Here is a 20,695-nt window from a genome sequence, read left to right on the forward strand (position 1 = left end):
GCGCCCAGGGACGGCCGCGGCGTGCTCATCGCGGTCGGCCGTCTCGGAGGATCACCCGTCGATTCCTGCCCGCGCCAGGAACAGAGCACCTCCGCCAGATGTCCTGCCCTCTCGATGACCACGAGCGCAGCGACGCCCCTGGAAGACGCTCGTGCGATCACGAGGCTTCGCCCCCGCTACGGCCGATGGGCCACGGCCGCCGCGGCGCTGCTCCTCTCCGGCCTCGCGGCCATCGGAGCCTGCGTCAGCCAGCCCCTCGTGGCGGCGCTCCCGCCGCCAGCTCCGGCGCTCTTCGCGGACCCCGCTCGCGTGGAGCGCGACGTTCGGATGCTCGTGGAGGAGTTCCGCCCGCGGGGCTACCGGCAGATCGCTCAGCTGGACCGCGCGGCGGCGTACCTCCGCGACGAGCTCAGGGCCGCTGGAGGACGCGTGACCGAGCAGCTCTACGATGTCGAGGGGCGGACGTACCGCAACGTGCTCGCCCGGTTCGGCCCGGACTCGTCGACGCGCGTCGTGGTCGGCGCCCACTACGACGCGGCGGACGACTTGCCCGGCGCCGACGACAACGCGAGCGGCGTGGCTGGGCTGCTCGAGCTGGGGCGGATGCTCGGCCGCGCACCCCTCCGTGGCGACGTCGAGCTCGTGGCGTTCACGCTGGAGGAGCCGCCCTATTTCCGGTCTGCGCACATGGGCAGCGCGCATCACGCGAATGCGATGCAAGCAGCAGGCGTGAAGGTCCGGGCGATGATCAGCCTGGAGATGATCGGGTATTTCACCGACGAGGAGGACAGCCAGGCGTTCCCGCTGGCGCCGCTATCCATGCTCTATCCCACGAAGGGGAACTTCGTGGCCGTGATCGGCAACCTGGAAGGGCTCTCGCTCGTTCGCACCGTCAAGGGGGCGATGGGCGGCGCGACCGATCTGCCCGCCTATTCCCTGAGCGCTCCGGCGCTCGTTCAGGGCGTGGACTGGTCCGACCACCGGAGCTACTGGGAAGCGGGTTATCCAGCGGTCATGATCACGGACACAGCGTTTCTGCGCAACCGGCGTTACCACACCGACAAGGACACGCCGGATACGCTCGACTACACGCGCGCTGCAAAGGTCGTCACCGGCGTGGCCCAGGCCGTCCTCGCGCTCGCGAACGAGTGAGCGCGCTGCCGTCGCCATGCCTCACGCCGCGAACATCCGATCGAGCACCGCCCTCGGCGCGCCGCCCTTCAGGGTCGCCTCGAGCGCCTCGAACACCCCCGCATCCACCTTCCGCGCCTTCGCGAACGCCACGACGCGCGGGATCAGCGGGATCGCCTCCACCCGCAGCCTGGCCTCCGCGACCGCCTCGTCGAGCGTCCGCCCGCGCGCGAGCGCCTTGCCGAGCACCACCTCGGGGCGGCCCTCGAGCCGGATCGAGGCGAGCAGGTCGCCGTAGCCGCCGAGCCCCAGCATCGTCCGCTCCTCCGCGCCCGCCGCGGCGGCGACGCGAGCCGCGCTGTCGACCGCCCTCGAGATCAGCGCGGCGAGCAACCCCGGCCCCGCGCCCGCCTGCTCGGCGAAGCCGACGCCGACGGCGAGGCAGCCGACCAGCGCCGACGCCCACTCCAGGCCCTGGAGATCCGGCGTCGTGTAGACGTGGAGCGCCTGGGACTGGAACGCCGCGGTCACCGCGGCGTGGACCTCCGGGAAGCGCGAGCCGCACACCATCGCCGAGGGGCGGCCCTCCCGGAGCTCGTCCTCCTGCACGGGGCCGCCCAGCGCGCCCACCCGGCGCGCCGGGGTCTCCTCGCGCACCAGGTCCGAGACGGTCTTCAGCGCCTCACCCTCGAGGCCGCGCACGCCGTGGATCACGAGGTGCGAGCCGTCCATGTGATCGCCGAGCGCGCGCAGCGCCGTCCGCGCCGCGTTCGACGGCACAGCGATCACGAGCAGCCGCGCCCGGGCGACCTCCGCGTGGTCCCGCACGATCCGCGGGCCGCCTTTGATCTGCGGCTGCTCGCGGCGAGAGTACAGGAGGACCTCCGCGCCGGTGCGGCTGGCCGCGAGCGCCAGCGCCACGCCCCAGAAACCGCCGCCGATGACCCCCACCGAAGGCGCCGGACGCGCGCTCCCCGGGGCGCTCACTGGCCACCCCCGGCGCCGTTCATCGAGCCCACGTGCGCGTCCGCCTCGCCCGCGCGGGACGACGACGACGAAGCGGACGAAGCGGACGAGGTCGCGCCCCGCGGCTCCTCCAAGGGCGGCGCCGACGAGGCGGGCTCGAGCGGCGGGAGCGGCGGCTGGACCTGCAGGCCGGAAGGGACGCCGGGCGGGGCGATGACGTCCCACGCCATCCCGTGGGCGGCGAGGCGGTTCTGGTAGTAGAAGAGCAGGTTGGTGTCGCAGATCGCGATGCCGTCGGGCCGCGAGTCGAGCACCGGCGACGAGTGGTAGCCCGCGAAGGAGCGCAGCGCGCGCTCGACGATGTCCCCGCCCGAGCCGAGCCGGACGTCCTCCCCCAGCACGATGCACCCCCGCTGCTCGAGCGCGCGCAGCCGATCGCAGAGCGCCACCACGTCGGCCGCGAGGTCGTCGCGCGGCACCGTGAGCACGTCGCGCTGCCGGAGCACCGTGAAGAGATCCGCGGCGGGCGCCTGGCTGCGGAGCCGGGCGAAGCTCGCCGCCGCGACGACGTGGGTCGCCATCACGACCGTGTCGCGCGCGTACGCCCGGCAGATCTCCTCGCCGAGCTCGCGCGCGTACTGGGCGTCGCGCGCCGCGTCGATGACCGCCTTGCCGCCCTGATCCTTCACGTAGCTCGCCGGATCGACCTCGCGACCGCGGGCGTCGAACGAGCGGCCCAGCTCGTCGACCCGGTTGCCGAACGGGTCGAGCGGCTCGGAGAAGCGGATGACCACCGCGGCGTTCATCGCGAGGAGCTTGCGCAGGAACGAGGCGATCCGGCCGATGCGGCTCGACTCGTCGTCCTCGATGATGAAGCGACCCTTGCCGGCCTCGGAGAGGAAATCGGCGATCAGCGTCTCGGCCTCGAGCGTGATGAGGTAGTTGATCGTGGCCGGGACGAAGAAGACGCGGCGCTCGCGGCCGCTCTGCAGCGTCCGCGTGTAGGCCTCGAACGCGCTGCCGACCAGGCCCAGCTTGAGCTTCCGCTCCACGCCGCCCGAGCGGGACCGCGTGCCCCCCGGGAAGAACAGCGAGTGGTAGCCGCGCTCCAGGAGCACGCCCGAGTACGTCTTCAGCACGTCCTTGTAGAGGTTGTGCCGGATGCGCCGGTCGACGCGGTAGGCGCCGAGGTTGTGCATGAAGAACGAGAGGACCGGGTTCGTGAACAGGTTCTTGCCGGCGCCGTACGTGGCGGGCGGCAGGCCGGCGCGCTCGAGGGCATAGCCGAACACGATCGAGTCCATGTTCGACATGTGGGTCGGGACGTAGACGGCCGTGCCGCGCTGCACGAGCGAGCGGAGCTTCGCGAGCGGGCCCTCCACGAGCACCCGGTCGGCCAGGAGCTCGAGGCTGACGAGCTTGAGCGGGTCGCGGACCACGGTCATGAGCTTCCGCGGCGCGAGCAGCGCGCTCACGACCGGCGGCAGGAGCCGCGACGACAGCTGGTAGACGCGCCGGTCGAAGTTCCCCGCGATGTCCCACGCGTACTCCTCCGACAGCTCCCGCAGGCGGCGGCGGCGCTCGGCGTCGTGCATGCGGCCGAGCGAGCGGGCGAGCCGCTGCCACTCGGCGAGCTCGCGGATGTCCTGCGGCTTCCGCGACCCCTCGAGCCGCTTCGACTCCTGATACGCCGCCTCGTTCATGGCGAGCAGCGGATCCCTCGTGGAGCCGACGACCCGGTCGACCACGGTGCGCACGATCTCGTCGCGCGCGTCGTTGAACCCGAAGATGGGAGCGCGGGAGTCCATGGGCCTAGTCGTATAGAAATCGGACGGCGGGCGCGAGCGGAATACGGCCGCGCGCGACGCCGAAAGTCAGCGGTAATCGTCCTTCGCGCGACGCACGGCGGCGAACACGTCGGACGGCGCGGCCCCCGGGAAGCGCGCCCTCAAACTCGGCTCGCCACAGCGCAGGAAGGGGTTCGTCGCGAGCTCGTCGGCCATCGTGCTCCCGACCGTGGGCTCGCCGCGCTCCCGGGCCGCGCGGGCGGCCGCGAGCTTCTTGCGGACAGCCTCGTTCTCGGGCTCGACCGCCTCGGCGAAACGGAGGTTGTTCACGGTGTACTCGTGACCGCAGAAGACGCGCGTATGCGCCGGGAGCGCCGCGAGCTTGGAGAGCGAGGCGTGCATCACCTCCGGCGTCCCCTCGAACATGCGGCCACATCCGGCGATGAAGAGCGTGTCTCCGGTGAACACAACGTCCTCGACGCAATACGAGACGGCGCCGAGCGTGTGGCCGGGGACGTGCAACGGCTGGAGCGTGAGGCCGGCGACCTGGACCGGCGTGCCCTCCTCGACCCGCTCCGTCTGCGCCGGAACGCGCCCGACGTCGCTCGAGTGCGCATAGACCGGGAGGTCGCCGTAACGCTCGCGGAGCGCCTCGTTGCCACCGACGTGATCGTGGTGGTGGTGGGTGTTGACGATGGCGACCAGACTGAGCTTCTCGCGCTCGAGCGCCGCGATGATCGGCTGGGCCTCCGAGGGATCGATGACGATCGCCTCGCGCCGCCCGTCCGCGGCCACGAGGTACGCGTAGTTGTCGCTGAGGCAGGGCACGGGGAGGATGCGCATGAGGCGTCGACTATAGCGGCGCCCCCGGTGAGAGCCGGGGAAAAGGTGCGCGCGGCGCGCGTGGATCGCGCATGAGCTCGCGAAAGTTTGAGAATTTTGCGACCGAACCGGCAAGTGATCCCGAGCGGGGCGGCGGGCGGCCTGGCGGAGATCCTCGCGGTGACGCGGGCGCCATGGTGTGGCAGAGGGGCCGGCATGACGTCCGCCGAGCCCTCCGTCCGCTACCGCATCGGCGTCGATGAGAACGGGCTGGGCCCGCGGCTCGGTCCGATGGTGGTGACGGCGGTCCTCGCGCGCGTCACGGAGGCGGGCTGGCAGGTCGCCGGCCGCGCCCCTCGCGGCGCCCTCGCCCAGCGGCTCGGCGACTCGAAGCAGCTCGTGGCGCACGGGGATGTCTCGCTCGGCGAGGCCTGGGCCCGCGCGCTGGTCGCGCGCGGCTGCGGCCGCGCGGGGACGGCCAGCGTCGCGTCGTCGGTGGACGAGCTGCTCCACGCCGTCGCGCTCGACGATCGCCCCGCGCTCCGGGCGCTCTGCCCGGGCCACGTCGAGGAGCAGTGCTGGTCGGCGGAGGGCGAGGCGTTCACCGCGCCCGACGAGCTGCTCAGCGCGATCGGCAAGGACCTCGACAAGCTCTCGGAGAAGGGGGTCGAGGTCGTCGCCGTGCGCTCGGTGCTGCTCTGCGCGAAGCGGATGAACGACGGGGCGCGCGCCGGGAAGAACAGGTTCGTGCTCGATCTCCACGCGATGGAGCGCCTCGTCCTGGAGCTCCGCGGCCTCGCCGGCGCCGAGGTCTTCGCGGTGTGCGGAAAGGTCGGCGGCTTCGGCAAGTATGGCTCCGTGTTCGGCCCGCTCGCGGGGAGGATGCACGCCGTGATCGAGGAGGGCCGCGCCCGCAGCGCCTACCGCTTCCCCGGCCTCGGCGAGATCGCGTTCGTCCGCGATAGCGACGCCTCGGATCTGTGCGTCGCGATGGCGTCGATGGTGGGCAAGTACGTCCGCGAGGCGCTCATGGAGCGGGTCGCGCGCCATTACCAGCGCGCGGTCCCGGGCCTGCACGGGGCGAGCGGCTACTACGATCCGGTCACGTCGGCGTTCATCGGGGCGACCCGCCTCGTCCGCCGCGCGCGCGAGATCCCCGCCGAGTGCTTCGAGCGGGGCGCCGGCGAGAGCGCCGGCGAGAGCGACGCCTCGCTCGAGAGCGGCGGCCCGTAGCGCCGAGGCCGGCGCTGCGTGGGCCGCGCTCGCCGGGCGAAACCAGCGGCGCCGCGGGGCGTAGGAGGGTTAGGTGCGCTACCCTCGACAGGCCAGGTGGATGATGAAACGGCTCCGCGCTGCTGGTCTTCTCTTCGCGCTCGTCCTCATTGCGTGCGCCGCCGTGTTCGCGTGCTTTCGCGCCGGCGATGCAGGGAGGGCGAGCAAGGTGATTCCGGGGTCCAAGGAGGCTGTGACGATGTCGGACAGAAGCTATCGCAAACCGTCGGATGAGGAGCTGCGCAAGCAGCTCACGCCGCTCGCATACGAGGTCACCCAGCGCGACGCGACCGAGCCGCCGTTCCGCAACGCCTTCTGGGACAACCACGAGGCGGGCCTCTACGTGGATGTCGCGAGCGGCGAGCCGCTCTTCACGTCGCTCGACAAGTTCGACTCGGGCACCGGCTGGCCGAGCTTCACGCGCCCCGTCGAGCCGGAGCGGGTCGTGGAGCGCTCGGACAGGGGCCACGGGATGGTCCGAACGGAGGTGCGCTCCAAGGCCGGCAACTCGCACCTCGGGCACGTCTTCGAGGACGGGCCCGGGCCCGACGGGCTGCGCTATTGCATCAACTCGGCGTCCCTCCGGTTCATCCCGCTGGCTCGCCTCGAGGCGGAGGGTTACGGCGCCTATCGGGCGCTGTTCGAGGGCCGCGGCGGCGCGCCTCGGCAGCAAGCGAGCGCGAACGCCTGCGCCGTGCCGGCGCCGGGAGAGGCGCCTGGGTGCCAGACGACGCTGGAGACGGCCGTCCTGGCGGGCGGCTGCTTCTGGGGGATGGAAGAGCTCCTCCGGCAGATCCCCGGTGTCCTCGAGACGGAGGTCGGTTATGCCGGCGGCCGGACGAAGGCGCCGACCTATCAGGACGTGAAGACCGGATCGACGGGCCACGCCGAGTCGGTGCGCATCGTCTTCGATCCCGCGAAGCTGTCCTATGCCGAGCTGCTCGAGAGGTGGTTCTTCCGCATGCACGATCCGACGACGCCGAACCGCCAGGGCAACGACGTCGGGACGCAGTACCGCTCAGCGATCTTCGTCACGACGCCCGAGCAGCGCCGCATCGCCGAGGAGGTGAAGGCGCGCGTCGACAAGAGCGGCAAGTGGCGCGCCCCGCTCGTCACCGAGATCGTGGAGGCCGGGCCGTTCACGCGCGCCGAGGAGTACCACCAGAAGTACCTGGAAAAATACCCGGCCGGGTACACGTGCCATTTCATGCGCGATTGATGAGGGCGGTGGCCCGCGCCGTCGACTCGATGGTTTCGTCGACGGCGCAGGCTGGTGATGATCGAGAGCGGGCGGGTCAGCGATTGGCGATGTGGATCGCCGCGCCCATGGCGTGGGCGGCGGCTTCCATCAGCGACTCGCCGAGGGTCGGGTGGGGGTGGATCGTGAGCGAGAGATCCTCGAGGAAGGCCGCCATCTCGAGCGAGAGGGACGCCTCGCTGATCATGGTGCTGGCCTCCGGCCCGACGATGTGGACGCCGAGCACCTGCTTCGTCTTCTTGTCGGCGACGATCTTCACGAAGCCCTCGGTCTCGTTCATGGCCATGGCCTTGCCGAGCACCGAGAACGGGAACTTGCCGATGCTGACCTCGAGGCCCTTCGCCTTCGCCTCCGCCTCGGTGAGCCCCACCGTGGCGATCTCCGGATCGGTGAAGATCGCGCCCGGGATCGCGACCCAGTCCTTCTCGGCCTTGTGCCCCGCGATGACCTCGGCGGCGATCTCGCCCTCCTTCGTCGCCTTGTGCGCGAGCAGGGGCGGCCCGCTGACGTCGCCGATCGCGTAGATCGACGGCACGTTGGTGCGGCAGAACTTGTCCGTGGGGACGAACCCGCGCTGATCGACCGTCACGCCGACCTTCTCGAGGCCGAGCCCCTTGCTGCTCGGCCGCATGCCGACGGCGACGAGCACGGTGTCGACGACGATCGTCTGCTCCTTGCCGTCGGACTGGATCTTCACCCCGACCGAGCCGTCCTTCTGCTTCTCGTACCCGAGCGCCTTGGCGTTCTTATGGATCGTGCCGCCGCGCTTCAGGATCTTGCGCTCGACGATCTTGGTGCAGTCGGGGTCGACGCCCGTGAGCAGCTCCGGCAGCGCCTCGACGACGATGAGCTCGGCGCCGAACGCCTGGTAGACCATGCCGAGCTCGAGGCCGATGACGCCGCCGCCGATCACCATCAGCCGCTTCGGGACGCGGCGCAGGCTGACCGCCTCCTTCGCGCCGATGATCGTGTCGCCGTCGAACTTGAACGTCGGGATCTCGATGGTCGTCGAGCCGGTCGCGATCACGATCGCCTTGGTCGCCTCGAACTGCTCCACCGAGCCGTCCGCCCGCGTCACGTCCACGCGCTTCGGCCCCACGACCGTGGCGGTGCCGTTCACGACGTCGGCGCCGTTGCCCTTGAGCAGCGAACCGACGCCGCCGGTGAGCTTCTTGACGATGCCTTCCTTCCAGTCCTGCATCTTGTTGGCGTCGAGCTCGACGCCGCTGACCTTGATGCCCATCGCGGCGCCGGCCTGCGACTTCTCGTAGAGGTGGGCGGCGGAGATCAACGCCTTGGAGGGGATACACCCCCAGTTGAGGCAGACGCCGCCGACGTTCTCCTTCTCGATGCAGAGCACCTTCAGCTTGAGCTGAGCGAGCCGGATGGCGCAGGGGTAACCGCCGGGGCCGGCTCCGATCACGATTGCGTCGTAGGTCTTCATCCTTGTCCTTTTGTGCGCTTCGGAGACTGGAACTAGGGGCGCCGGGGTTCGTCAGGCAAGCCCCTCGCCGACAGCCCTGAGGCCGCGCCCGCAAACGCGAGCCGTCCCTGGGTGCCCGGGGCTTACACGACCTCGCAGCGAGGGGAAATCCCTCCCCGAGGTCAGCGCCCGCTGCCGTGCGGCGGCGCTTTCGGGGAGCGCAGGAGCTCTGCGCGCTGGTCGCGCAGGTGCCAGGGCAGCTCCGCGTAGACGTCGTCGAACAGCGTCTCTCGGGCAGGCGGGCCCATCGCCTCGACCTCGGCGACGGCGGCGGCGATCTCGGCGTTGAGCTCCGCCTCGAGGGAGGACTCCGCCGCGTCGTCGAGGAGCCCGCGGCCGGCGAGGTGGCGCCCGAGGCGCAGCAGCGGGTCGCGCTGCGTCCAGCGATCGACCTCCTCCTGCGATCGGTAGCGGCTCGGGTCGTCGCTCGAGGAGTGCGCGCCGACGCGGTAGGTGAGCGCCTCGATGAAGCTGGGGCCGCCGCCGTCACGAGCCCGCGCGACCGCCTCGGAGACGGCGCGGTAGACGGCGATGACGTCGTTGCCGTCGACCCGCACCGACGGCACGCCGTAGGCGCGCCCCTTGACGGCGATCGTCCTCGAGGCCGTCTGCCGGTCCGTGGGCACGCTGATGGCCCAGTGGTTGTTCTGGCAGATCATGACGCACGGCGCCTTGAAGACGGCCGCGAAGTTCATCGCGCTGTGGAAATCGGGCTCGCTCGTCGCGCCGTCGCCCATGAACCCCACGACCACGGTGCTGTCGCGCCGCAGCTTCGCGGCCCACGCGGCGCCGACCGCCTGCGGGAGCTGCGGGCCGATGCAGCTCGACCAGGACACCTGGTTCACCTGCCGCCCGCTCATGTGCGACGGCATCTGGCGCCCCTGGAGGAGGTCGCCCGAGTTGCCGAACACCTGGGCCACATAGGTGCGGAGCGGGAAGCCGCGCACCAGCATCATCACGCTCTCGCGCAGCGCGGGGAAGATCCAGTCCGTGGGCTCGACCGCGAGCGCCGTGGCGATCGGCGTCGCCTCCTGGCCGGTGCACGCGCCGTAGAAGCCGACCCGCCCCTGCCGCTGGAGCAGGAGCATGCGCGCGTCGAGCAGCCTGAGGCGCTTGATCTCGCGGTACGCGCGCAGCAGCAGCGCGTCGCTCAGGCAGGGGTCGGTCGCGGGATCCAGGGATCCATCGTCCCGGAGGACGCTGAGCAAGCCCTCATCGGCCCCCTCCCCTGGTCGGGACGTGGGCGCGTGAGGTGGAGGGGCGTCGGCGGCGGACCTCGCGGAGGCGCCGGGCGGCGTGGCTTCCAGCTCGCTCATGACCGGACCATACCGCGAAATGACGGCGCTCGCGGCCCCTTCGGCCCGCGGGGACGCCCCTCCCGCCTCCGCGGCGCGCCGGAGCGAAGCGGCTCACGTCGCTCGCGCACGAGCTCAGCCGAGCAGGACGCGGAACATCCGCTTGCTGTCCGAGAGGTAGTAGTAAGCGGCGCGGTCCGCGTCGCCCATCAGATCGAGGATGGCGCGCTCCATCTGATCGGGGCTCAGCGTGTTGGACACTTCCCACGTGTCGGGCGTGACCTCGTCGCCCTGCCACGGTCCGGCGCAGAGCGCGACGAGGCGCGACCGGTTCGCCTCGTCGGCGATCGAGAAGGTGAGGATGTAATCGTGGTTGACGAAGCCGCTATAGAGCTTGTTGTCACGCGGCATCGGATCCCTCCGTGTCGTGGGCGCGATGCGCGGCGTCCTTACCGCGGGCCGGGCGGCAGCGGGGCGGCCGCTTCCTCGTCGTCGTCCTGCTCGGGGCGGCGCGCGCCGAGCGTGAAGACGTGCAAGAGGACCAGGCTCGCCCCGAGGAACACCTCCGACTTGCTCACGAGCTCGGCGCGGCGGTGGATGCGCTCGAGCTCCATGCCGAGATCCCCCTCGCCGCGCCGGACGCCCTCGCGGTGGAGCGCCGCGATGCGGGGGGTGAGCGCCAGACCGACGTACGCGGCGCACCCGGCCAGCACCATGGCGACGACCCGGCGCACGCGCGCCGCGCGGCCGGCGCCCAGGCGGTACGCGGCCCAGGTGCGCGCCACCTCGGCGCCGAGGAGGATCACCGCGGCGCCGAGCGCGAATTGATCGAAGCGCGCGAACGCCGCGCTCATCGCGTCACCGGAGAAGGGGGCCGGGGCGAGCCGGAAGACGAACGGGGCAGCGCAGGCGCCCAGCGCCACGATGCCGCCGACCCAGGCCCCCGCCGCGAGCGCGGCCACGCTCGCGGCCACGCGATCGATGAGGGAGCGGCGCGACGCGGCGCGCTCTTCGGGGCTCGGGGCGAGGTCCGCCTCGCTGAACTGGGCTTCATCGTTCATGCATCCACCTCGGCAGCGAGGACGGCGAGCGCCTCCTCGACGGCCCCCTGATCGGCCTTCCGCTCGTCTCCCCGCATCGCCGCGATCGCGGGGCGGGCGGCCGAGAGGCGGGCGCGACCGGCGGCCGCGACGGCGAGCGTGCGCTTGTGGCGGTCCCACGCGCCGAGCTCGCTGAGGATGTCGCGGATGGCCCGCTCGTGGCCCATCCGCGCGAGCGCGACGCGCGCGTGCCAGCGCAGCGGATCGCGGCCGAAGCCGAGCCTGAGCCCGAAGGCGCGCCGCTCCAGGGCGCTCCGCGAAGCAGCGAGGCCGAGCTCGCCGCAGAGCTCGATGGCCGCGGCCTCGTCCTCGTGATCGACGCCGTGGAGCTTTCCTCCCACGATCTCGGCGAGCACGGGGTGGCCCACCGGATCGCCGAAGCGCGCGGTGACGACGGCCGCCGCTGCCCGGACGAGCGGGGACGCGTGGCCGAGCAGCGCGCGGGCCCGCTCCATGCCCAACGGAGGCAGCTCGCCGCTGGACTCCCCCAGCTCCTCGAACATCCGCAGCGCGATGTGGCAGACGAGCGGATCGTCGTCGTGGGTGGCCTGCATGATGGCCTCGATCGCGTCGGCCTGCTGGGCGCAGACGCGCGGGAACGCGATCACCGCCTGGAACCGCACCTCGGGCCGCTCGTCCGAGAGGGCGCGCCGGAGCCGGCCCGTGGCCCGCATGTCGCCGATTTCACCGAGCGCCGTGATCGCCATCTGCCGGACGTAGGGATCCACGTCCTCGACGGCGAGGAGCAGGGCCGGGAGCGCCTCGACGGCCTTCGTGTCGGCGAGGGCGATGGCCGCCGCCGCGCGGACCGCCGCGTGCTCATCGACGCGGAGCGCGCCCTCGATGGCGCGCACGACCTGCTCCCGTGCCGTCGCGGCATACGGGACGAGGTCGCTCACGGCCTCCGCGCGCACGGCGGGCTTCTGCGAAGCGACGTCGCGCAGCGCAGCCTCGAGCGTTCTCTTCGCGGGGGCCGGTCCGAACACGCGGCCAACGCTAGCACGGTCGATGCGCAAAGCCGGGCCGCACCGAGCGGCGCTCAGCCGCCGCCCGAGCCGCCAGCGCCACCCGAACCGCCACCTTCGCCGCCAGCGCCGCCCGAGCCGCCTTCGCCGCCCGAGCCGCCTTCGCCACCCGAGCCGCCTTCGCCACCCGAGCCGCCGGCGCCTCCCGCACCACCCGACCCTCCAGCGCCGCCAGCGCCTCCTGCGCCCGAGGCATCCGGAGTGTAGGGGGGCCATTCCTCCGTCTGTTCAGGAGCGGCCCTGCACACCCCGGGCTCGCTCTCGATGCCGCCCGGCGGCTCGCTGGCGACGCTCGACGCAGACGGCGGGTTCGGCAGGCACGCCCTCGAGCCGTCCGGCCTGGCGTCGACGATCGCGGCGTTGCGCTCGCCCGGCGCTATCGCTGCAGCACCCTGGATGTTGCCCAGCGCGACGCACGAGTAGCCGCTGCGGCAATCGTCGTCCTCATCGCAGGTGGCCATGCAGAACGTGCGCTCGAAGCGCGGCCAGCGGACGTTCTCGAGCTCGCTGCACGCCGGATCGATCACCGGGTTGAACGCCACACAGACGCTGCTCCCGGAGCAGCTGTCCGGCTCGCAGTTGAAGACCGTGCAGTAGCCGCCAGGCTGCGTCCCATCGCAGAGGAGCTGCTGCTCTGCCTGCACGCAATCGAGCGACGAGGTGCACGGATCGCCGATCTGGGGGCCACATCCGGCGAGCAGCGAGGATGCGCCAAGGAAGGCGAGCAGGAGGGCGGGCTCGGTGAGGCGGAGCATCGAGGAGGCCGCTTAGTACCGGCAGGGCCGCCCGCGCGCAAGCGCAGGCCCACGACGCCCACGACGCCGTCCCGGAACCGGCGCTGGCTTCCGCCCGAATTGACACCTTGCGGTCAGGCCTCTACAAACGAGCGGACCGGGGTGACCCCGGAGAACGAAGCGAAGGCCATGGCGACTTACATCACCGAAGACTGCATCAACTGCGGCGCCTGCGAGCCGGAATGCCCGAACGAAGCCATCAGCGAGGGCGACGAGATCTATGTGATCGATCCGGAGCTCTGCACCGAGTGCGTCGGCTTCTATGATCACGAAGCGTGCCAGGCCGTGTGCCCGGTCGAGTGCTGCCTGCCCAACCCGCAGATCGTGGAGACCGAGGAAGTCCTCATCGCGCGCGCCGTCAGGCTGCACCCCGACGACGGGGAGCTGAAGAAGCGGGCCGCTGCCAACGATTACCCCTCGCGCTTCCGCAAGTAGCGCGCCTCTTCGCGCACCATCGCGTCGCCTCTCCGGCCGCGCTTCCCATGCCTCCGCCGGCATCGTCGGTTCAATGCGGCGCCCGGGTCACACCGTGATCCGGCGCTGGGCCGCAGTGGTCCTCGCGGGTGCCTGCGCGGGCTGCCATGGCAGCGGTCCGCTGCTCCACCCGGCCCACGTCCTCCGTCCCGGCGCCGTGCGCCTCGGCGGCGGCCTGTCGGGTGACATGGTCGTCGCCGGAGCGGCGGACGAAGGGGCGAGCGCCACAGGCCCGGCGGCGGCGGCGGAGGGCGCCGCGCGGCGAAAGCTCTCCGAGATCACCGTGTCGCCGGGCGTCGCGCCCTGGGCCAGCGCCCGCGTCGGGATCGAGGGCGAGAACGAGGCGGGGCTGACGTACACGGGGCGAGCCATCCGGCTCGACGGGCGCCACGCATTCCCGCTCGGCGACGCGGCCCTGTCGATCGGCCTCGGCGCCTCGGCGCTGCTCGCGGGCGGGCCGGGTCCCAGCGCAGAAGGGATCGACGTCCACGGCGCAGGGCTCGACGTCCCTCTCCTGCTCGGCTTCCGGTCGGACGCGGATCTCTACGCGCTCTGGTTCGGTCCCCGGCTCGGCTTCGAGCTCCTCGGCGGCGAGGTGCGGCTGCCCGCCGCCGGAGCGGCGCTCCGAGGACCGCCCGTCGACGCGTCGGGCCAGCATCTCCAGCTCGGGTTCGTGCTGGGCGTCCGCGCGGGGTTCCGCCATGTGCACGTCGCGATCGAGGCCACCGCGACCTACCACCACGCCGAGGGCGAGATCGCCGGCGATCCGGTCGCGATCGATCAGGGCACCATCGCCCCGGGCGGCGGCCTCACGGTCACTTTCTGACACGATCGAAACAAACGCAACGACGTTGCAACGTCGGCGCACGCCGCGTTCAGAGCGTTCCCAGACGTAACCAAACGTCGCGACAAGCCGCGGCAAAGCGTAACAAAACGTAGCAAAACGGAATCAGACGGATTCCCTGCCATTTTCGGTGGCAAGCACAGGCGCTTGCCCGGCCGGAGGACCCGTCTTAGACTCGGATCTATGCGTCCCCACGGCGCCCTCGCCACCTCATGCCTGCTCGCAGGTGCGGCTCTCGTCGGCTGTTCGGCGCCTGTTGCGGGCGACGCGACGGAGGCCAACGGCGTGGTCACCCAGGGGGTCGTGCGCGTCGAGCGCGCGATCAACCTGAGCCGGGACGCCGCCGCGACCGCAGCCCCCGGTGAGCTCGACGAGGCCGCGCTTCCGAGCGCGGGCGCCGAGGGTACGGGGGCGGTCACGAACGTGCTGGCGAAGTTCATGCGGCTCTCGTCCGCGATGGATCCCGAGCTCGCCGAGGGGGCCGTCGGGAAGCCGTTCGTCCTCCCCTCCGCCGGCAGCTGCATGGTCCTCTCGCCCGCCGCCGACGACGAGGCGAGCAGCTTCAGCTCGCTCAGCCCCATCGAGCTCCTCGACGCGGGCGACGTGACGATGAAGACCGAGAGCACCGAGATGCCGCTCGCCGCCCGCGCGTTCCCGGACGTGGGCGCCCTGGTCTTCGGCGTGTTCTACACGTCGCGCGACGCCACCAGCGATCTGCCTGCGCCGGCGCGGTACGTGTTCGAGAGCTCCGGCTCGGGGCAGCTCGACCGGTTCGCGTTCGAGGCCGATGCCCCCGCGGGTCCCGAGGAGGTGCGCATCGGCGACGCCGAGCTGGCCGACGGCGTCGATCTCGACGCAGGGGTCGGCGCGGTCGTGCAGTGGCGCGCGGGCGAGAGCGGCGAGGCCGGCCGGGCGCGGGACGTCATCTACGTCGACGTGACCTCGGCGCACGGCGCGACCGTGCGGTGCGCGTTCAAGGACACCGGGCGGGGCGTGATCCCGGGCTCCTTGCTGGATCCCTCGACGCTCGGGCCTCTGCCGGCGAACGCGACCCTCGCCGTGCACCGGACGCGGCAGGTGCCGATCAACACCTCGGGGATCGACCTCGGCGAGGTGCGCTTCGACCTCTCCGTGAACGGCCGAGCGCGCATCGCCGCGCGCTGACGGCGCTCCGACCGACATCGGCGTGGCGTACGAGGATCTGCGACGTCGCGCGGCCGAGCTCGCCGCGATCGGGCAGCGCGATCGCGGCGCCGCGCTCCTCGCGGCGGCCGGAGATCACGCGGGGGCCTCCGAGCTGCTCGAGCGCGTCTGCGACTTCGCCGGCGCGGCCCGGGAGGCGCTGGCAGCCGGGGACCCGGCCCGCGCGGCGCTGATGGCCGCGCTCGGCGGCGACGAGGCGCTCGCGCGCGAGGCGCTCGAGCGGATCGCCGCCACGTCGCCCCGGGACGCCGCGCTGCGCGCCGCCGCCGACCTCGCGGCGCGCGGGTTCTCGCGCCACGCGGGCGCGCTGTTCGCGGCGCTCGGCGCTCACGCGGCGGCCGCGGAGGCGTTCACCGCGGCCCACGACGCGTGCCGCGCCGCAGAGAGCTTCGAGCTCGCCGGCCGCCCCGCCGACGGCGCGCGGGTGCTCGAGGCCGCGCTCCGCCGCCGCCCGGGCGACGCGGCGGCGTGGCTCGCGCTGGGCGAGCTGCTCGCGCGCCACGGCCGCACCGAGGCCGCCGTGCGGGCGCTCCAGCAGCTGCCGCCCGCCGCCGCCGAGCGGGCGCGGGCGCTGCCGTTGCTCGGCCGCTGCCTGAGCGAGCTCGGGCTCGAGGACGCCGCGCGGACCGTCCGCGAGGAGCTCGCCCGGCTCGATCCGCCAGGCCAGGAGGCGCTCTCGTCGCGAGGCGCCGCTCCCGGCAGCGCCGCCGCGGGACCTCCTCCCGCGGGCCCCGCGCCCGTCGGGCCGCTCCTCTTCGGGCGCTACGAGACCCTGCGCGAGGTCACGGCCACGCCCCACGCGCGCGTGGTGGAGGCGCGCGACCGGATCACGGCGGAGCGCGTCGCCGTGAAGATCTTCGCGGGCGCGGCGTTCGGAGCGGGCCGCGACGCGCTCCTCCGGTTCGAGCGCGAGGCGCGCGCCCTCGCCCAGCTCCGGCACCCGAACGTCGTCGCGCTCCGCGCGTACCACCCCGAAGGGCCGGCGATGGTGCTCGCCTGGATGACGGGCGGGTCCCTGATCGAGCGGCTGCGGGGGGATCCGGTCACGCCCGCGCGCGCCGTCGAGATCGCGGGCGCGCTCCTGTCCGCGCTCGGCGAGGCGCACCGCCTCGGCATCCTCCACCGCGACGTGAAGCCGAGCAACGTGCTCTTCGACGAGATCGGGACGGCTCACCTCGCGGATTTCGGCGCGGCGCACCTCGGGGATCTCTCGTCCACCGCCACGGCGGGCGCGATCGGGACGTTCGCGTACATGTCGCCGGAGCAGCGCATGGGCCGACCGGCGACGCTGGCGAGCGATCTGTACGGCGTCGGCGCGGTGCTCGCCGAGCTGCTCACCGGAGAGCCGCCCGCCCCCGCCGTGCGCGGGCAGCTCGATCCCGCGCCGAGCGAGGTCCATCCGGACCTCACGGCGGCCCACGACGCGGCCGTGGCGGCGCTGCTCGCGGAGGACCCCGCCGCGCGGCCGGCCGACGCGTTCGAGGCGCGGCGCGCGATCACCGCGATGGCCTGGCCAGAGCGCCCGCGGCCGCGGCGGTCGCGCGGGAGCGGCCGGCCCCGATCGAGCGACGCGCCGCCCGCCACGGCGGCTCGGCTCGCGGCGACCCTGGAGGTCGGCGACGGCCGGGACACGGAGGGGCGCTGGCACGACGCCTGGCTCGATCGCGACGTCCTCGTGCTGCAGCTCGACGACGCGACCTTCGCCCGGGCCCGAGCCTTCGCGCGCGCCGGCCACGCGGCCTTGACGTCCGTCCTCCGGGTCGATCTCGCGAACGGCGAGGTCTGGGTGGCGCTGCCCCAGGGCCGCGCGCTCGCCGACGAGGCGCGCGCGCTGACCAAGGCCCAGCGTGCGCGCCTCGGCGAGGCCATCGCGGCGCTCCACGCGGCCGGAGGCGCGCACGGGTGCATCGACAGCCAGCACCTTTACGTCCACGACGGCGAGCTCACGCTGGCCTACCCGCGCGAGGCTCCCGGCGATGTGGAGGAGCTTGCAGCGCGGGATCTCGCGGCGCTCCAGGAGCTCGACAGGAACGCGCTGGACGAGCTCTAGAGGAGCTCGACAGGAACGCGCTGGACGAGCTCTGGCTCGATGAACCAGGGCGGAGGCGGCGCCCTACGCGAGGCCCGCGATGCGCAGGCGCGGGGTGTCCGGCGCGCCGGCTCAGTTCGGCGGAGACGGGGCGGGCGGCGGCGCCGGCTGCGGCGGCGAGATGCGCCCGCCCGGCGAGGTGCAGGTGCCCCCGTACTCGTCGCGCTTCGTGATGTCGTAGCAGCAGTAATCGCCGTCGTACTCGGCCTCGCTGTCGACCGACTCGACCTCGCCGCCGCACAAATCGCTTCCGAAATAGGCGAGCGCCTCGTCCTGGGAGGGGCATTCCCCTTCGATCTCGGTCCACTCGAAGCACCCGACCTTGTCGCACCCCGTGGTCGCGAGGGTGAGCGCCAGGGCTGCGAGCTGGAGGGCCCGGACCGGACAACGCGCGAGGGCCGAACGGATCGTCGAGATCATGGATTCTCCCGGACACACGGGCGCTGCGCGCGCCCCGAGCAAGCATACTCCGGTTCGGACGAAGCCGGCTGCCCCGGAGAGGATCGAGCAGGCTCGCGTCGCGAGGCGGCGTGCGCCTCGCCTGGCCGCGCGGCGCGGCGGACGGCGCGCCTTCTGGTCGATCCGGACCGGGTGGAGTACACGACAGCATGACGACCGGAGAGCAGGGGGCCCGGGTGGTGCGCGCGCCGCGGGGAAGCGAGCGGAGCTGCAAGGGGTGGATCCAGGAGGCCGCGCTCCGGATGCTCCACAACAACCTCGATCCGGACGTCGCGGAGCGCCCCGACGATCTCGTCGTCTACGGCGGCACCGGGAAGGCGGCGCGATCGTGGGAGGCGTTCGACGTGATCGTCCGCGAGCTCCGGGAGCTCGCGGACGACGAGACGCTCCTCGTGCAGTCGGGCAAGGCGGTGGGCCGCTTCCGCACGCACCCGGACGCCCCCCGCGTGCTCCTCGCGAACTCGAACCTCGTGGGCCGGTGGGCGACGTGGGACGAGTTCCGCCGGCTCGAGGCGCTCGGCCTGACCATGTACGGGCAGATGACCGCGGGCTCCTGGATCTACATCGGCTCGCAGGGCATCGTGCAGGGCACCTACGAGACGTTCGTCGCCGCGCGGAAGGCGCACGCGGCGCGCGCCCCGGGCGGCGGGCGCTGGGTGCTCACCGCGGGGCTCGGCGGCATGGGCGGCGCGCAGCCGCTCGCCGCGACCATGGCGGGCATGGCCTGCCTCGGCGTCGAGATCGACCCGGCGCGCATCGAGAAGCGGCTCCGCACCCGCTACGTCGACGAGCGCATCGACGATCTCGACCGCGCCCTCGACGCCGTCCTCGAGAGCGTCCAGCGCGGGGCGCCGCGCTCGATCGCCCTCTGCGGCAACGCCGCCGACGTCTACCCGGAGCTCGTGCGCCGCGGCGTCACGCCCGACCTCGTCACCGAGCAGACCGCGGCGCACGATCCGCTCGTCGGCTACGTCCCGCCGGGGCTCACGCTCGAGCAGGCGGCGGAGCTCCGCGCCCGCGATCCCGGGGAGTACGTCGCGCGCGCGAAGGCGGGGATGCGCATGGAGGTCGAGGCGATGCTCGCGATGCAGCGGCGCGGGGCCGAGGTCTTCGACTACGGCAACAACATCCGCACCTGCGCGATGGAGGCAGGCGCCGAGGACGCGTTCGCGATCCCCGGCTTCGTGCCGGCGTACGTGCGCGAGCTGTTCTGCCAGGGCAAGGGCCCGTTCCGGTGGGTCGCGCTCTCGGGCGATCCCGAGGACATCCTCGCCACCGACCGCGCGGTGCTCGAGGCGGTCCCGGGCGACGCCGATCTCCGCCGCTGGATCGAGCTCGCGGAGCAGAAGATCGCGTTCCAGGGGCTCCCGTCGCGGATCTGCTGGCTCGGCTACGGCGATCGCGCGAAGGTCGGGCTCGCCTTCAACGAGCTCGTCCGCGTCGGCCGGGTGAAGGCGCCGATCGTGATCGGGCGCGACCACCTCGACTGCGGGTCGGTCGCGTCGCCGTTCCGGGAGACGGAGGCGATGAAGGACGGCTCGGACGCGATCGCCGACTGGGCGATCCTCAACGCGCTCGCGAACACCGCGGGCGGCGCGTCGTGGGTGAGCTTCCACCACGGCGGCGGTGTCGGGATCGGCAACTCGCTGCACGCCGGGATGGTGATCGTCGCCGACGGCACCGAGGCCGCTCGGCAGAGGCTCGAGCGGGTGCTCACCATCGATCCGGGGATGGGGATCATCCGGCACGCCGACGCGGGCTACGAGACGGCGATCCACGTCGCGGAGGAGAAGGGCGTCCGGGTGCCGCACCGGGCAGGGTGACCGGCTCCGCCGCGCCCTCGAGGGCGCGCAGCCGCGCGATCTCCTCCAGGTAGCCGCGCCGCTCCTTCGCGAGCGGCGGCAGCTCGATCACCGCCGGCACGCGCGCGAGCCGCGCGTCGTTCGCGAGGCGCCAGAACGGCGCGAGCCCCATCTCCCCGTCGCCGACGCGCTCGTGCCGATCGACCCGCTGGCCGAGCCCCGCCTTCGAGTCGTTCACGTGCATGCACCGCAGCCGATCCAGCCCGAGCAGCCGGCCGAAGTCGCTCCAGAACCGCTCGTAGCCGGCCTCGCTCCGGAGGTCGTGCCCCGCCGCGAAGGCGTGCTGCGTGTCGATGCAGACCCCGAGCCGCGACCCCTCCGGCCCGGCGCGCTCGATCATCGCGGCGATCTGATCGACGCGGTCGCCGAGGGTCGACCCCTGCCCGGCCGTGTTCTCGATGCACAGCTGCGCGCGGAGCCCCTTCCCGCGAGAGAGCACGATCGACAGGCTCTCGCCGATGCGGTCGAGGCCGGCCTCCTCGCCGAGGCTGCGGTGCGCGCCCGGATGGAACACCACGAAGTCGATTCCGAGCGCGTCGCACCGCGCGAGCTCCTGGAACAGCGCTTCCCGCGAGCGCTCGAGGATCGTGGCGTCGTCAGCGCACAGGTTGATGAGGTAGCTCGCGTGGGCGAGCGTCCGCCCCGCGCCGGCCCAGGCCGCGCGCGCGGCGCGAAACGCGGCGATCTGCTCCGCGCTCAGCGCCGGCTCCCGCCACTGGCCCGAGACCTTGGTGAAGATCTGCACCGCCTCGCAGCGGTCCTCCCCCGCCAGCGCGATCGCGCGGTGAAGGCCGCCAGCCACGGACTCGTGCGCGCCGAAGATCATGGGCC

The 20,695-nt window shown here is 72.9% G+C and carries 19 protein-coding genes; 8 read left to right on the forward strand and 11 right to left on the reverse strand.

Going from position 1 to position 20,695, the window contains the following annotated elements:
• The first annotated feature begins 114 nt into the window (after positions 1–114).
• Positions 115–1,152, forward strand: a complete 1,038-nt coding sequence (locus WMF11_RS44560) for a M28 family peptidase (protein WP_437905130.1) — start codon at positions 115–117, stop codon at positions 1,150–1,152.
• A 21-nt stretch (positions 1,153–1,173) separates the two neighbouring features.
• Here WMF11_RS44560 and WMF11_RS44565 read toward each other — a convergent pair whose 3' ends face one another.
• The 3 genes from WMF11_RS44565 to gloB form a co-directional block, all read right to left on the reverse strand.
• Entirely contained in the window at positions 1,174–2,118 is a 945-nt protein-coding gene (locus WMF11_RS44565; protein ID WP_437975064.1) for an NAD(P)-binding domain-containing protein, read from the reverse strand.
• On the reverse strand, positions 2,115–3,905 hold the full coding sequence (locus tag WMF11_RS44570) for a 1-acyl-sn-glycerol-3-phosphate acyltransferase (RefSeq protein ID WP_437975065.1): 1,791 nt from the start codon (positions 3,903–3,905) through the stop codon (positions 2,115–2,117). The genes WMF11_RS44565 and WMF11_RS44570 overlap by 4 nt, the downstream gene beginning before the upstream one ends.
• A gap of 66 nt (positions 3,906–3,971) precedes the next feature.
• Positions 3,972–4,727: a hydroxyacylglutathione hydrolase gene (gloB, locus tag WMF11_RS44575; protein WP_437546607.1), complete on the reverse strand. Its 756-nt coding sequence runs from the start codon at positions 4,725–4,727 to the stop codon at positions 3,972–3,974.
• A 195-nt stretch (positions 4,728–4,922) separates the two neighbouring features.
• Here gloB and WMF11_RS44580 point away from each other — a divergent pair, with 195 nt between their 5' ends.
• Positions 4,923–5,939 carry a hypothetical protein gene (locus tag WMF11_RS44580; protein ID WP_437975066.1) on the forward strand — a complete coding sequence of 339 codons (1,017 nt, stop codon included), beginning with the start codon at positions 4,923–4,925 and terminating at the stop codon, positions 5,937–5,939.
• Positions 5,940–6,042: 103 nt separating this feature from the next.
• Positions 6,043–7,197: a bifunctional methionine sulfoxide reductase B/A protein gene (locus WMF11_RS44585; RefSeq protein ID WP_437555606.1), complete on the forward strand. Its 1,155-nt coding sequence runs from the start codon at positions 6,043–6,045 to the stop codon at positions 7,195–7,197.
• A 76-nt stretch (positions 7,198–7,273) separates the two neighbouring features.
• On the opposite strand, the gene lpdA is transcribed toward WMF11_RS44585, so the two are convergent.
• From lpdA to WMF11_RS44615, 6 genes are all read right to left on the reverse strand, one after another.
• Entirely contained in the window at positions 7,274–8,680 is a 1,407-nt protein-coding gene (lpdA, locus tag WMF11_RS44590; RefSeq protein WP_437742307.1) for a dihydrolipoyl dehydrogenase, read from the reverse strand.
• 161 nt (positions 8,681–8,841) lie between these two features.
• The gene (locus WMF11_RS44595; RefSeq protein WP_437975067.1) at positions 8,842–10,035 is read right to left on the reverse strand and encodes a thiamine pyrophosphate-dependent dehydrogenase E1 component subunit alpha; all 1,194 of its coding nucleotides are present in this window, start codon (positions 10,033–10,035) and stop codon (positions 8,842–8,844) included.
• Between the two features lie 114 nt (positions 10,036–10,149).
• Positions 10,150–10,425 carry a hypothetical protein gene (locus WMF11_RS44600; RefSeq protein WP_012240611.1) on the reverse strand — a complete coding sequence of 92 codons (276 nt, stop codon included), beginning with the start codon at positions 10,423–10,425 and terminating at the stop codon, positions 10,150–10,152.
• A 38-nt stretch (positions 10,426–10,463) separates the two neighbouring features.
• Positions 10,464–11,075: a DUF4149 domain-containing protein gene (locus WMF11_RS44605; protein ID WP_437905135.1), complete on the reverse strand. Its 612-nt coding sequence runs from the start codon at positions 11,073–11,075 to the stop codon at positions 10,464–10,466.
• Positions 11,072–12,100 carry a HEAT repeat domain-containing protein gene (locus tag WMF11_RS44610; RefSeq protein WP_437546617.1) on the reverse strand — a complete coding sequence of 343 codons (1,029 nt, stop codon included), beginning with the start codon at positions 12,098–12,100 and terminating at the stop codon, positions 11,072–11,074. The genes WMF11_RS44605 and WMF11_RS44610 overlap by 4 nt, the downstream gene beginning before the upstream one ends.
• A gap of 53 nt (positions 12,101–12,153) precedes the next feature.
• A complete protein-coding gene (locus WMF11_RS44615) occupies positions 12,154–12,894 on the reverse strand; it encodes a hypothetical protein (protein ID WP_437905136.1) in 741 nt (246 codons plus the stop codon).
• Positions 12,895–13,062: 168 nt separating this feature from the next.
• On the opposite strand from WMF11_RS44615, the gene WMF11_RS44620 reads away from it, so the two are divergent.
• The 4 genes from WMF11_RS44620 to WMF11_RS44635 all read left to right on the forward strand — a co-directional run bounded on the left by WMF11_RS44620 (position 13,063) and on the right by WMF11_RS44635 (position 17,504).
• Positions 13,063–13,368 (forward strand): YfhL family 4Fe-4S dicluster ferredoxin, encoded by a 306-nt coding sequence (locus tag WMF11_RS44620; protein ID WP_012240614.1) that lies wholly within the window; start codon positions 13,063–13,065, stop codon positions 13,366–13,368.
• Positions 13,369–13,462: 94 nt separating this feature from the next.
• Positions 13,463–14,233 (forward strand): hypothetical protein, encoded by a 771-nt coding sequence (locus tag WMF11_RS44625; RefSeq protein WP_437975068.1) that lies wholly within the window; start codon positions 13,463–13,465, stop codon positions 14,231–14,233.
• A gap of 201 nt (positions 14,234–14,434) precedes the next feature.
• Positions 14,435–15,415: a hypothetical protein gene (locus WMF11_RS44630; protein WP_437546623.1), complete on the forward strand. Its 981-nt coding sequence runs from the start codon at positions 14,435–14,437 to the stop codon at positions 15,413–15,415.
• Positions 15,416–15,437: 22 nt separating this feature from the next.
• On the forward strand, positions 15,438–17,504 hold the full coding sequence (locus tag WMF11_RS44635; protein ID WP_437905138.1) for a protein kinase domain-containing protein: 2,067 nt from the start codon (positions 15,438–15,440) through the stop codon (positions 17,502–17,504).
• 111 nt (positions 17,505–17,615) lie between these two features.
• On the opposite strand, the gene WMF11_RS44640 is transcribed toward WMF11_RS44635, so the two are convergent.
• On the reverse strand, positions 17,616–17,963 hold the full coding sequence (locus WMF11_RS44640) for a hypothetical protein (protein ID WP_437975069.1): 348 nt from the start codon (positions 17,961–17,963) through the stop codon (positions 17,616–17,618).
• A 188-nt stretch (positions 17,964–18,151) separates the two neighbouring features.
• Here WMF11_RS44640 and hutU point away from each other — a divergent pair, with 188 nt between their 5' ends.
• Positions 18,152–19,825 (forward strand): urocanate hydratase, encoded by a 1,674-nt coding sequence (gene hutU / locus WMF11_RS44645; RefSeq protein ID WP_437975070.1) that lies wholly within the window; start codon positions 18,152–18,154, stop codon positions 19,823–19,825.
• Here the strand turns inward: hutU and WMF11_RS44650 are convergent.
• Complete coding sequence (locus tag WMF11_RS44650; RefSeq protein ID WP_437975071.1) at positions 19,740–20,690, reverse strand: deoxyribonuclease IV; 951 nt, start codon at positions 20,688–20,690, stop codon at positions 19,740–19,742. The genes hutU and WMF11_RS44650 overlap by 86 nt on opposite strands.
• Positions 20,691–20,695 lie beyond the last annotated feature (5 nt).

It is taken from the genome of Sorangium sp. So ce295 (genome assembly GCF_051527405.1).
Lineage (GTDB): Bacteria > Myxococcota_A > Polyangia > Polyangiales > Polyangiaceae > Sorangium > Sorangium cellulosum_B.